Source organism: Chitinophaga sancti, assembly GCF_034424315.1.
In the GTDB taxonomy this organism is placed as follows: Bacteria; Bacteroidota; Bacteroidia; order Chitinophagales; family Chitinophagaceae; genus Chitinophaga; species Chitinophaga sancti.
Window position 1 is genome coordinate 4,429,904 of the sequence record NZ_CP139972.1, and the last position, 13,049, is coordinate 4,442,952.

Genomic DNA, 13,049 nt, shown 5'->3' on the forward strand with positions numbered 1-13,049 from the left:
GTAATTAACTTGATTACAATCCAATCTGAATACCAAAAGTAATAGTCCTAAGAGGCGGTAAGGTGGCAGAATATCCAGTTTCAGGATCGGCGCCAACAAAGTTTGTAAACGTATAAAGGTTTTGTGTGTTTATATAAAATCTAGCATACTGAACTTTTCGCTTAGCACACCAAGCTTGAGGTACTCCCCAAGAAAACGAAACATTTTTAATTCTCAAATATGTACAATTCATATAATTACCATCACTTGCTCCTACTTTAAAATATTGGGATGTTTCATTTCCACTATAGCTCGAAGTCATTCTTTGTATATCATTAACATCTCCTGGCTTTCTCCATCTATTAAGTATTGTAGCAGGCTGATTAATCATTGTTCCTGGTAAGAAGTTCCCATATTTTAAACTTGCAACATATTGTTTATTAATCTGTAAAAGAACGTCAAGCTGAAAATTCTTGTAATTGAGTGTATTTGAGAGTCCAGCAGTATAACTAGGTGCCATATTAATTACTCTTATTATATCAGTCTTGTAATTCGGGGACGCTGTTAGATTTCCTTTATAATCATAAAACTGATAGAGGCCTGTCTGAGGATCTACACCAGCAAATGCATATACTCTCCTACTGGTAATGGCCTGACCAACAAAATAATTGAGGTAGTATGGAGAGGTTTCAATTCCAGGGAATGATAACAATTTATTTTTAGGTACATAAAAATTGATGTTAAATTTCCAGCTAAAAATTTTTTTCTTCACTGGCTGAAAATTTCCAGATAGCTCCCATCCCGTATTTTGAATTTTTGCAGGGAGATTTTTGGTATAACTTGAAAAACCGGCTAAAGCAGGTAAAGTATAGTTTACTAGTTGATTAGAAGAGCGATGTAAAAAATATGTGGCATTCAATAAAATTCTGTTATCGAAAAAACCCAAGTCTAGGCTACTTTGCATTTTTGTTGTTGATTCCCATTGTAGATAAGGATTGGGAATCCCTCTATTAGCAAGCCCAATTACACCTTGATAAGGAACTCTAGGTGAGTAGGAAGCATATGTATTTAAATAAAGATAGTCTCCTATTTGATCGCTCCCAGTAGTTCCATAACTTGCCTGTAATTTTCCAAAACTAACATCCTTTAAAATTTTTAAAAAAAATGGTTCTTCTGAAAAAATCCAACTAGCTCCAATGCTTGAAAAATTATGGAAACGATTATTTGCTCCGAATCTTGAAGTTCCATCTCTTCGGGCTGCTACATTTATTATATAACGATCCTTAAATCTATAATTAATTCGTCCAAACAGGGCGTTATATTTGTAGGTACTTGCAACAGTACTTAATACTTGAACAGACGATGCAGAGCGTATATCTTCTAATAACTGGTCTGCACCATATCCAGTTCCTTTAAATGCTTGTTGAAAATTTCTATTATTTTGAATTGTGCTTCCCAATAATGCATCCACTCTATGATCACCTTTAATAAAGTCATAAGATATTTGTGGCTCAATAATAAAAGATCTAATACTTCCGTTTGAATAGTTCGCCACACGATCAAGATTTAATGCTTTATCTTCAGGACTATAAGAGCTAAATGGAGTTCCTCTATACTCATTAATTTGCATATTAGTATATCCAAAACTACTTTTTATTTTTAGGCCTTTTGCCAAGTTATATGCTACCAATAAATTACTTATCAAATTATTTGTTGTATTCCTACCGGTTCTTTTTGTTGATGCTAATGGATTCACCCAAGATGACTGTCCTTGGGAATCAGGAGCCCAATTTAGTGATCCATCTTTATTATAGATTGCAGGAGCAACAGGAGGAAGAGTAAGGGCCCAAGTTGCCAAATCATCTGCAGTTGGTAAATTTTGATCAACCATATAGGAGCCTGATAATTGAATGTTAAATTTCTTATTTTGAGATATATTACTTATATTAAAATGAATGCTTCCTCTTTGATCACTCAAACTTGCCAATGAAACAGATGTACTTTTATTATATCCAGCCCCAATTAAAAACTGCGTATTTTCTGTTCCTCCTGATGTTGTTAGCTGAAGGTCTGAATAGTTGGCCGTTCCACCTAATAAAGTTTTTTGCCAATCCGTTGAATGAGTTGTATCCCATGTACCATTTAAATCATAATCATAGGGAAGAATTGCCTCATTTGCATTTATCTTACCTTCATGTCTCATTTCTAAGTATTGATCTCTATTTAAAAGATCAACAAATCTTACTACTTTTGAAAATCCTTGTTGAAAATTAACTCCGAATCTAGTAGGACCAGATTTCCCCTTCTTTGTAGTAATTAAAATAGCTCCCGCTGCAGCCCTAGAGCCATATATAGATGTAGCATCAGCATCTTTAAGTAAACTTATGCTTTCAATATCGGCAGGATTAATAAAGCTCAGAGGATTTCCTTGCATTGCAAATTCTTTATCTGGATCGCCAGATACCCCCAAGCTTGGATTAACAGTTTGCATTAATTGGGAAGTATATGGAACCCCATCAACTACGTATAATGGATCAGAACCTTTTCGTAAACTATTTAAACCTCTAATTTGTACGCTAATACCTGCATTTGCGACCCCTGATGATTGCTGAATAATAACGCCTGGAATTTCTCCCTGCATTGCTAATAATACGTTTGTGACAGGTTTCTTTTCAATTTCTTTGGATGAAATAGTACTAATTGATGATGTACTATATCTTTTAGATGTAATTGAATATGCTTCAACTACGGCTCCATCTAATATACTGACAGATTCTTTTAAGATAAAAGATTGCCATCCTCTAGAGTTGCCCACTCTGAATTGTTGGCTCGTAAAACCAATACTTGAAATGGTTATATAAGATTGGGAAGGAACATTTTTTAAGACAAATATTCCTTCCTGATTAGTAGAAGTTCCATATTTTGTATTGTTAACAACAATAGAAACGCCTGGTAATGGCTTTCCATTTTCATCTTTGACAATTCCCGATAAAGTAACCAATGAGTCGGCTGGCTCAAGTTCATGTTGACCAACTTTACTTGATTTCAGAATACTGTTTTCTATCGGCTTCACAATAATATTACCTTCATTATAATCCCAAACAAACCTTGTATTACTTAGTATTTCATCTAAAATCTTTCTCAATGAGTAATTATGAGAGGTTAGGATAACTCTTCTATTCTCATCAAACTGATCGTTACTATATGTAAATATAATCCCTGTTTGCTTTGTTATTATATTAAAAGCATCTTTAACAGAAACCTTATGCACTTTAATTTCAATCAATCTGTCGATTGGATAATTTTTGGCTTGTGCCTTCAAACTTAAGCAAGCAATAATCATAATGGGGCAAATTCTTGAAATGCGAAAAGCTTCCCATTTTAACTTTAAAAAATTAGCCATAATTGAATGTTTTAAAAAGCGAACCGAAGTAGTTGAGATAAATTAGGTATAATAAAAACTGATATCCTTATTAATAACTCAACTTTAAAAAACATAACACTGGAGGGATAGGATTAACACAATGTTCGCATAGAATATAATTAAATTAACATTCAATTAACTATACTAAACTAGAATATGGCAAGTCGCAAGACTATTAGAAAAAGAAGCATCCATCAAATGTAATTTATGAATATTACTATAGTTAAGTGCCTGAATTAAAAATGATTTCTCGCACCGTTCCCCTACGATTTAAAAAAATTTTCCAATGTAGACGTAAAAAAGAGCAGGACGATACCATACATAGTATTTTCGTTTAGCACAATAAGCGATTTAACTATATTTGATTGTCAAAAAGGAATACTCGAAAGAAAAAAACAAATAAAATAAATTAATACTATATTAATTAGACTCAAAATAAGCCAGCTGTACCGAATGAATTACTTAGTCATTTGACCTATTTATCATGCTCACTTGGCGGTTCTACACCAACTGTATCTATAATATATTTACTTCAAATGGACTTTTATATATTGTATGACAGAAGAGTCGAAAGGTGTTCAGGTATAAATAGCACCTAAAAGTAAAGAGGTAAATCGTTATCACAATAAAGGGAACACTAAGTTCCACAATAAATCCAATAAGAGAATCTTTAATTGTGTTGAATTATCTCAGTGTAAAACTGGTAATTTAATTATGATTATTTTTACTTTTTTTTTTTAAATTCACCTTACAGTTTATAAAGTATTTAACTCTTACAATTTGTTAACCCATGAATGAACAAAACTCAGATCTTATAGAAAAATCTTCTAATATACCTTTAACTAATTATGAAGATCTACTTGGAACATTTGGAATAAAAGAATTTTCTCAGATTGGGTCTTTTCTAAAAGTTGGAAATCAAGATCAATCAGAAGGATGGATTTTTCACATATCAGTCAGATTAGCTGATTTTAATCCATTAATACAAAAGCTATTCCCCTATCTTATTCAAAACAATCTTTCTTTTGTAATTCCAATAAACTCAGATATTCATAGTATGATTTTAAACTGTCATCTGGGATATATCAATCTTGGAAAAGTCTTAACAATTTTTCCCAATAGAAATTCAAATTTATCTAAATTAGCCGACGAACTTGTAGAGATCTCAACAAATTTTAAAGGTCCAGCAATTCCAACTGATATACTATTGGGAAATTTAGTATACACAAAATACGGAAGTTATGAAATTTACGAGCCGAAATATATTACTGATTCCAGTGGAGTTAAAATACTTGACCAGGAAATAATCCCATTTAAACGATACCCGTGGCTTTCATGGCCATTCAAATATCCTCAAAAAACAACTATAATTCAGGAAGGCGAAATAGTAAATGGTAGGTATTTTATTCGTAAAATTTTAAAATTTGACGCTAAGGGATTCGTAATGAAAGCATTATTTCAAAAAAATCTATTTAATTATAAATATTGCATTATTAAAGAAGGAAAGATGGGAATAGCTGAAGATTTATATGGAAGAGAAATGGAAGATAGGCTTATTTGGCAGATGAACTTACATAAAAGGTTACAAAATCTTATACCTATCCCCAAATTATTAAATTTTTTTAAAGAAAATTCCAATTCATACCTAGTTTTAAGTTATATAAATGGGATATCATTTGGAAATGTTTTACATAAACTGTTTGAAGGAAATCATTGGAACGATATTAATAATAAATCACAAATTCAAATTATAGACATTTTATTGAAATCAATTATAATCATAGAAAACTTACATAAAGAAAATTTTGTTCACAGAGATATAAATGCTGAAAATTTTCTCATTAATAAAAGAGGTGATGTATCATTAATTGATATGGAATTGACCTTCGATTTAACATCAAATTACCCAAATCCTCCGTTTGAAAAAGGCACAGAAGGATATATGTCTCCAGAACAACAAATATCTGCTATTCCAACTTTCGAGCAAGATATTTATAGTATAGGTGCTTTAATGGTAAAATGCTTTATTCAATTTGAGCCTTCGAAATTTGATATATTGAATTCAGAAATGATGAAAAATAAGTTCTCCTTTTTTTGCAGTGATGCTGATCTGGCTGATCTAATGGCATCTTGCCTCGAACTTGAAATAGAGAAAAGGCCCTCACTTATAAAAATCCGAACATCATTAGAAGAGTTTAAGAATAGAACAATTCCAAAGAAAAAATTCAGAAAAATAAATATTCTAGATCGCAGTTTATTAGGTGACATTATTAACCAGTCGATTAGTTCATTATCAACTAATGGAGGAACAAGTTCTGATGGCATTTGGACTTCCCTAAATACAAGCAATGATAATCTTGTCGGCAATGAGCGGTTTGACAAAACGATAGAGCTTGGATTTGGAAATGGCATTTCAGGAATTCTCTATTTATTGTCAAAAGCTAAATCAATCGGATTTAAGATTGATTTAATTTCAGACACTATAACTAAAAATATTAATTTTTTAGAAGAACACTATCATTACAACAAAGACAAAATCTATTCAGGTTTTTATTCGGGGAAAAGTGGCATTGCATTGGCAATATCCTCATTAATAGAGGCAAATATTATTCCTGACAGCAGGAAAAATATTCAGATAATTTATGATTGCTTTACAAGTATTCCGTCAACAATGGAAATTGAAAATGGGATTGCAGGATATGGAATTTCTTTACTTAAATGTAACAACCAATTAGATGATAAATTTATGACAAAAAAAATAAATTCCTGCATTGACCATATCCTCAATAAACAATCATCTAATGGATCATGGAATTTATATTTAGAATCTTCAGGTCAAAATGAAAAACTATCAGGATTCAAAGACGGTATTTCTGGAATAGTATGGTTTCTCCTTAATTACGTTGACTTTCATGCTGATGATTTAATTAGAGATAGAATTTTTCTGGCATTAGATTTTTTAATTAAAAACAGTAAACTGCATCAAGGGTATAAAACATGGAAAATCTCATCAAAAAGCAGAGAAATTCACGATTTCTATAATGGAGGATACAAAATATTAAAGCCATTTATTAAGGCTTATACCATAAGTAATGAAAAAAAATACAAAACCATTGTTGAGCAAATATTGTTTTCATATCCGCAGCATATAACTACGGAGCTTTTTTCTCAAGAAAAAGGTATAGCAGGGTTAGGGGAAATATATATTGAAGCATGGCAAGCCTTTCACAATGAGGAATGGTTAATAAGAGCCGAATGGATTGCATTGCTATTAGCTAATACCACTTATGGAGAGTTTAAAAAATCTTATTGGAAAATGGATAATTATCATTTTTTGAATGCTTGTCTATTTAATGGAAATAGTGGAATAATTCATTTCCTACTACGTATCTTTTCACAAAATAAAATTTCAGACTATTATTCGTATTCTTAGTGGCTGAAAAACGAATGATAAAATAAAAATATACAGAATTAATATCGGAAGAAATCCCTTTAAAAATTTTTACTTCTATAATAGAAGGAAATTTTAGACGTCAATTTTTCTGGCAGGTTATACTTATGGTTTTTGCTAATCTTTTGCAAACTTGTCTAAGGTTAGATTCCTTGGACTATAATATGGCAAGAACTCATATTCATACAACGCTTGGCATAATCTTGGTATAAATGTTTATTTTAGGCTCGTTGCATGACAACCACTAAATAAAATCCATCATTTAATATTGTGCATGAGAGAATTAACAAAGTTTTAGTCAGTAAATGAATAGGACATACCAATTTACAGCAAAAGATACTTTTAATCACTTATGGCATGTGGAAAAAAGAATTAGTTTTCCGTGAATGCTTCTTAGTTAAAACCACACGATGTATTAAATTTAAAAAACAGGCAAAATAAAATCTACCTATGCAGGATAAACTTTGTCCTAAAGTCCATCTTTCCTGAAGTTATAAGGTTTTCAGCTTTTTTTAAACCATCTCAGTATCCTTTGCTATAATTTTAACTAGCACATTATTCCATTGAAATAAAAACACTACTGTAGATTCTGGAAGATGTTGACCCTCCTCAATTTTTTATGTTTCCCCTCCATTATGGGATGTTGACCCACCCTCTGAATTGGTATATAATCAGGTCCATTCTGGCATATTAACCTGTAAGGTTCCCCGAAAATGGTCCGGTGAGGTTAGAGAAAAATCTCTAACTTAATATAATAATGAAAAAAGTACGATTCACTGAGAACCAAATTATCTCCATCCTAAAAAAGCAGAAATCAGGCATCGCAATTAAGGCCCTGGTAAGCGAAAATGGTGTTAGCGAAGCAACCGTGTACAATGGGAAGCGAAGTATGGTGGTATGGAGGCTAATGAATTGAAGCGGATGAAAGAACTTGAGGAAGAGAATGCCAGACTGAAGAGCATTGTAGCCAATTTGACACTTGAGGATGATGCGGTTAGGAATTCCCTGGAAAAAAGTTCGGCGGCCTGACGACAAACGACAAGTAATAGAGTTATTGGTGCAGGAAAATATGAGTGAGCGTCAGGCCTGTAAGCTGGTAGACCTACCTCGGTCTTCCTTCCGATATAAGCGCAAAGTTAAAGATGACATTTCGTTAATGGAGGCGCTGGAGGAATTGATAAAGAAACATCCTTCTATCGGCTTCTGGAAGTGCTACCACCGTTTGAGAAGAAAAGGTCATCCATGGAATCATAAGCGGCTCTACCAGGTTTATAAGTCGTTAAAATTGAATATCAGGCGTAAGATCAAACATAGACTGCCTGAACGGGTGAAACAGCCTTTAATAGTTCCTGAGGCGATTAATCAGTCCTGAAGCATGGATTTTATGACCGATAGCCTGGTTGATGGAAGAGGTTTTCGATTGTTGAATGTTATTGATGATTATAACCGGGAGTCGTTGTGGATTGAAATAGATACATCATTACCAAGCCTCAGAGTTATCCGGGTACTGGAAAAGATAGTTGAAATGCGAGGTAAGCCACAAAGGATAAGAGTGAACAATGGCCCAGAGTTCATCAGCGATCAGTTTCAGCAGTGGTGTCGTGAAAGAAATATTCAGTTACAGTTTATACAGCCAGGAAAACCAGTTCAAAATGCCTTTATTGAACGTAATAATGGCTCACTAAGAAGAGAGCTACTGGATGCATATCATTCTTTCACACTAGCAGAAATACGGCTAATGGCAGAAGAGTGGAAAGATGATTATAATAGATCCAGACCTCATCAGGCGCTTGGATTTGTTCCTCCGCTGGAATTCTCCTGTAAATAACAACAAAGAAAAATTATTCAAAACTCTCATCCCAGCTGGATAAAAATATAGGTAAGCTTACAGTGGAATGTGCTACCCCATTTCCGGTCCGCGTCAACCACCCTAAGACCTGCTGCTGAAGGGTTTCTATGTCACAATAGACCCTGCCATATAAGAAATTTCCTTTTACATATTTTACGACATTTTCTATCCTGCCTTTGCTTTCGGGATCGCTTTTTCGGCAAAAATGAAGGCCCAGAGCCTGTTCACGTACATAAGCCTTAAATTTTGAAGTGAGCAACAAATCACCTATTTGCTCACTAGACAACAGTAACTTATCCTGGTCATAACCCAATTCAGCTGTAATCCCATTAAAATACTGGAATGCAGCTTCATCAGCATTGATAGTGGTATCTGTTGTAAAAGGAATAGATGAGAAGTAGACATATTTCATCCGGGAGCGGGATAACATCATGGTGAAGATGTTAATTCCGGTGATGATAGCCCCTCGTACCGATAATGGTATCCCCTCTAAGAAGAGCCAAAAGAGAAAGAGCATTTTACTATTTCAAAGATAATATATGGCAATAACTAAGAGTTATTTTTTCTTCCTTCTTGATTCTCCTTTCAACTCGATACGATGACAACGAGCTGTCATTCTGTCCATGATAGCATCGGCAAGTGTTAGCTCATCGATATAGTCATGCCAGGCAGACACAGGTAATTGGGAAGTAATAATGATTGATCTTTTTGCATATCGGTCTTCCAGCAGTTCTGACAATGCCAGTTTGATATTCTTATTAAGGTGCTGGATGCCGAAGTCATCAAGGATAATCAGAGGTATCTTTTCCAGTTGATTAAGCAGTTTCATATAACTACCTTCTGTCTTAGCCATAATAATGGTTTCGATTAACTGGTTCATATTAAAATAGCGCGTTTTTAGGCCCATGAGACATGCCTGATGACCTAATGCACAGGCAACAGCACTTTTCCCACAACCAGTCGATCCGGTTATCAGTATATTTTCACCCGCTTTTAAATAATTTCCTTCAATCATACTACTCCACACACTTTTACTTAGTTTGCGTTCTGTGCTGCATTTTATTTCCTGTGGTGTGATATGATTTCGGAACCTGGCTGTTTTTAATAGTGTCTCCATTCGGTCATTTCCACGATGTAGTTTTCCCGCCTGTAGAAGATGAGTGATGAGTTCATGTGCTTCCAGTTGCTGATCCAGAGGTAATTCTAATTGAGAACGATAGCTGTTAGCCATTCCCATCAACTTTAATTCAAGCATCTGATCGATAGTTTGAGTCGTGTTCATTACTGATGATTATATATTTGATTTTAAAAATAAGATACCGGGTTCAATGGGGTTATTACGCAGTGCTAGCCTGTCTAGCCTATTTGTAATAATCTGACCCTCTGATATTTCCATGGTTTGGAAGTGGAGATGTGGGCTCATCAAAAAGTAATGGTTGTTTACCTAATCCACATTCCAATATTTTACGGATCATTTTAAGTGTGAGCCTGGGTATGTTAGATGTTCTTCTGCAGGCAGATTCTAGCCGGTCCTTACCATATTTGTTCTGAAGAAGGATCATTGTATTACATGCCTTGAAGTTCTGTTCCGGGTAAACACTGCTATGTAATATGCGGTCGGCTGTTTGCTTTGTATACTCTCCAACTTGTTCTGCTCGTTTCAACAAGTCTTCCACTGTCCATCCCCGCATCTCTATCATGTGCTGATGATTTGGAGGCATATGTTCTGCCAGGCGATTAAAATGAGGTTCCTGACTATTGCGAACGTGGAAGGCTATGCATTCATGCTGATAATAGATTTCAACAGTTCTGCTATCGTAATGCACCCATACTTTACAACCAACATAAGTATAAGGAACTGTATAATAATGTTTGTTATCCGGCAGTTGAATAGCATAGTTTTGCTGTACTGTAACCTGCCTTCCCTTTTTAACACTGTAGGGTGTAGAGGGTAGTTCTTTCAGAACAGCCTTCTCCTGCCGCAGAAAGATGTCCATCCTGCTTTCTTTGCTATTCTTATATGGCTTTCTATTAAGAACATCCAGGTGAATGCGGATAATCCGATTGAGCGACTCTACGCTATGGCATATTTCGTTTCTTATCCTTGCATAAATATGCATATAGACAATATTAACAGCCCCCTCTACCATACCCTTATCTCTTGGGGAATATGGACGAGTGGCACTGAATGTTGTTTGATAATGTTCCGATAGCTGATAACATAGTTCTGTAAATACAGGCTCGTGTAAATCGGACCGTTTTACAGCTGTCCGAAAATTATCACAAAGGTATGTTCTGCTAACTCCTTCACTGTATTTGACGAGCTCATTGATACAGTGTGCCAGGTCTCTTGTATTTTGAGAAGCCACAGCCTGGCAAAAGATTAAACCACTAAACGGTAAGATCCCAACAAAAACTTCGCATGAGATTACCTCTCCTGTTTCTTTATCGACATACGATAACCTCTTACTGGCAAAATCCATCTGCGTAAATTCACCGGGAGTATACTCCCAATGAAAGGCTGGATCAGTATCCTTTAGATATCTGGTGAATAAATAACAACATTGACTGTATTGATAGCCGTCGGGGTTGTTCTGAAGATATTCCATCCACAGTAATTGTTTGGTCACCCCGGTTTTATGTAACTCCTTACAGGCCTGCACAAAATGAGTGATCAGGGCTTCAAACCGTTGCCCTTTAATCACTGTTTTATCATCTTTGTAGACTACTGCTGCCGGCCCCTTTTCACTGATATCATTTGGGTCATCCACTGCTATTTGCATCCCATCCATCCGAAGCAGGTATTTTTTACTGTCTTTGGCTGTTACCAGTACGTCGATTTCTTTTATGGAAACCCCATCAGCTCTCAATTGCTGAACTTGCTTTAACTGTTTCATGTCAACTGCATTTTGAGCCATATCCTCTTTTTTACAGATGAAAAGGGCAAATGAATGCAAATCACTCTAACATTTCTAACGGCTTTCTTAGAGAGGGGATACCATGGTCCGGAATTGACTTATAATGTTTTTTCAGAGGGGTTACCATGTGTCGGAATGGCAGATTTAAAACATAGAAAAAATATTGTCCATCAAAGTCTATGATAGATAATAATTCAAGGTTCCTATATTCTAATCCTTAAAATTATAAGGGTAGGGTTACCATAAGCGGAATGAGGGGTTACCATGTTCTGGAATAGGTGGGTACCATGCCCCGGATTCTACAGGTGAAGAAATTCACTTTCTTCTATTTTGCCTCACTGTTCCGAAGATAATACTCTCCAAAGTCGGCTTGTGCCTGTTGACCATAGGGTAACTCCTCTACTATGAAGTATTCCCTCTCGATGGTTTCTAACGGAATGTTGTACTTCTGCCGGATACTCATTACATAGTTGTGAACTGTCTTGGGATTCAAACGTGGCAAATTCTTATAGTGTTCTTTAAGCCAGTCTAACATTTGCGCAGCACTGGCTCCAGGAACTGCTATCAGTATTCCTTTTACAAAGTCTTCGTATTTGTCCAGAACTCTCGGGCGGCTATCCTGTTTTATCAGGAACTCTTCGTACTCCGATTCATTCATTGCTAAATACCGGGCTATGTTGCGTCTATCGCATACTGCGTACTTTGCTATGGCTAAATTACTTAGCCCCTCCCTTGCCAATCTATGAATTTCATGATACATGATCCAATTACTCATTGTCTTTCTGTCCATTCTTCCCTCTTTGATGTAGAGCAAACCTGGGAATTTAAAAGTTGATCATGTACCCCTATACTCGCAATTGTACATTCTTATTTACCGAAGATGTTCATTGCTATTTACCGAAACTGAGCATCCTTATTTACCAAAATTGTACAATACTAATTGCCATTTTTAGGACATTCTTATTTACCGATCACAGCTTTCCATATTCACCATTCTTCCAGCTGTAATAAGCACTTACACTGCAACCTAACACTTTGCATAAGGTCTTTATACTGAAATGCTCCGATAACTGTTTGATCACATAGTATCTCTCCCGGAGCGGTCCAGAAAGATACCTGCAGCTTTTTTTAGTATCTCGACCTCTTGCTTTTAATCTCGCATTTTCCTTCTGTAGTCTGGTCATTTCCTGATCAGTTGGGTTGCCTTTTTCTGGGAATGCTTTATCTGTCTGCTGCTCTTGCTGTCTTTTCCAAACATAGAGCATGTTAGGATGGACTCCCAAATCCTGTGCTACCTGAGTAATACCGGACCTGGTGGCTAATACAGGAACCTCTTCTTTGAACTCTTTACTGTAAGTCTTACGCTTTGACATATGTACTAAATTAAGCTTTTTCTATTTTAAAATAGTATCCGTCAAACTAGGGCAT

The 13,049-nt window shown here is 35.2% G+C and carries 7 protein-coding genes and 1 pseudogene; 2 read left to right on the forward strand and 6 right to left on the reverse strand.

All coding sequences use genetic code 11. The features are described 5' to 3' along the window. Positions 1-13 precede the first annotated feature (13 nt). Positions 14-3,382 carry a SusC/RagA family TonB-linked outer membrane protein gene (locus U0033_RS16945; RefSeq protein ID WP_072366661.1) on the reverse strand — a complete coding sequence of 1,123 codons (3,369 nt, stop codon included), beginning with the start codon at positions 3,380-3,382 and terminating at the stop codon, positions 14-16. A gap of 811 nt (positions 3,383-4,193) precedes the next feature. Between U0033_RS16945 and U0033_RS16950 the strand changes: the two genes are divergently transcribed. Further along, the gene (locus U0033_RS16950; protein WP_072366659.1) at positions 4,194-6,836 is read left to right on the forward strand and encodes a protein kinase domain-containing protein; all 2,643 of its coding nucleotides are present in this window, start codon (positions 4,194-4,196) and stop codon (positions 6,834-6,836) included. A gap of 775 nt (positions 6,837-7,611) precedes the next feature. After that, positions 7,612-8,682, forward strand: a pseudogene (locus U0033_RS16955) (IS3 family transposase). 13 nt (positions 8,683-8,695) lie between these two features. On the opposite strand, the gene U0033_RS16960 reads toward U0033_RS16955, so the two are convergent. From U0033_RS16960 to U0033_RS16980, 5 genes are all read right to left on the reverse strand, one after another. Further along, complete coding sequence (locus U0033_RS16960; protein WP_072366489.1) at positions 8,696-9,220, reverse strand: DDE-type integrase/transposase/recombinase; 525 nt, start codon at positions 9,218-9,220, stop codon at positions 8,696-8,698. A gap of 39 nt (positions 9,221-9,259) precedes the next feature. Next, positions 9,260-9,985 (reverse strand): IS21-like element helper ATPase IstB, encoded by a 726-nt coding sequence (istB, locus tag U0033_RS16965; RefSeq protein WP_072366491.1) that lies wholly within the window; start codon positions 9,983-9,985, stop codon positions 9,260-9,262. A 79-nt stretch (positions 9,986-10,064) separates the two neighbouring features. Further along, the gene (gene istA / locus U0033_RS16970) at positions 10,065-11,600 is read right to left on the reverse strand and encodes an IS21 family transposase (protein WP_177318764.1); all 1,536 of its coding nucleotides are present in this window, start codon (positions 11,598-11,600) and stop codon (positions 10,065-10,067) included. Positions 11,601-11,946: 346 nt separating this feature from the next. Beyond that, complete coding sequence (locus U0033_RS16975; RefSeq protein WP_143150993.1) at positions 11,947-12,435, reverse strand: hypothetical protein; 489 nt, start codon at positions 12,433-12,435, stop codon at positions 11,947-11,949. A 157-nt stretch (positions 12,436-12,592) separates the two neighbouring features. After that, positions 12,593-12,994: a transposase gene (locus U0033_RS16980; RefSeq protein ID WP_072366497.1), complete on the reverse strand. Its 402-nt coding sequence runs from the start codon at positions 12,992-12,994 to the stop codon at positions 12,593-12,595. Positions 12,995-13,049: the final 55 nt, after the last annotated feature.

Excerpts from the sequence above, each read along its gene's own strand:
- U0033_RS16945 (WP_072366661.1), bottom strand. The coding sequence starts at position 3,382 with ATGGCTAATTTTTTAAAGTTAAAATGGGAAGCTTTTCGCATTTCAAGA.
- U0033_RS16950 (WP_072366659.1), top strand. The coding sequence starts at position 4,194 with ATGAATGAACAAAACTCAGATCTTATAGAAAAATCTTCTAATATACCT.
- U0033_RS16960 (WP_072366489.1), bottom strand. The coding sequence starts at position 9,220 with ATGCTCTTTCTCTTTTGGCTCTTCTTAGAGGGGATACCATTATCGGTA.
- istB (WP_072366491.1), bottom strand. The coding sequence starts at position 9,985 with ATGAACACGACTCAAACTATCGATCAGATGCTTGAATTAAAGTTGATG.
- istA (WP_177318764.1), bottom strand. The coding sequence starts at position 11,600 with ATGAAACAGTTAAAGCAAGTTCAGCAATTGAGAGCTGATGGGGTTTCC.
- U0033_RS16980 (WP_072366497.1), bottom strand. The coding sequence starts at position 12,994 with ATGTCAAAGCGTAAGACTTACAGTAAAGAGTTCAAAGAAGAGGTTCCT.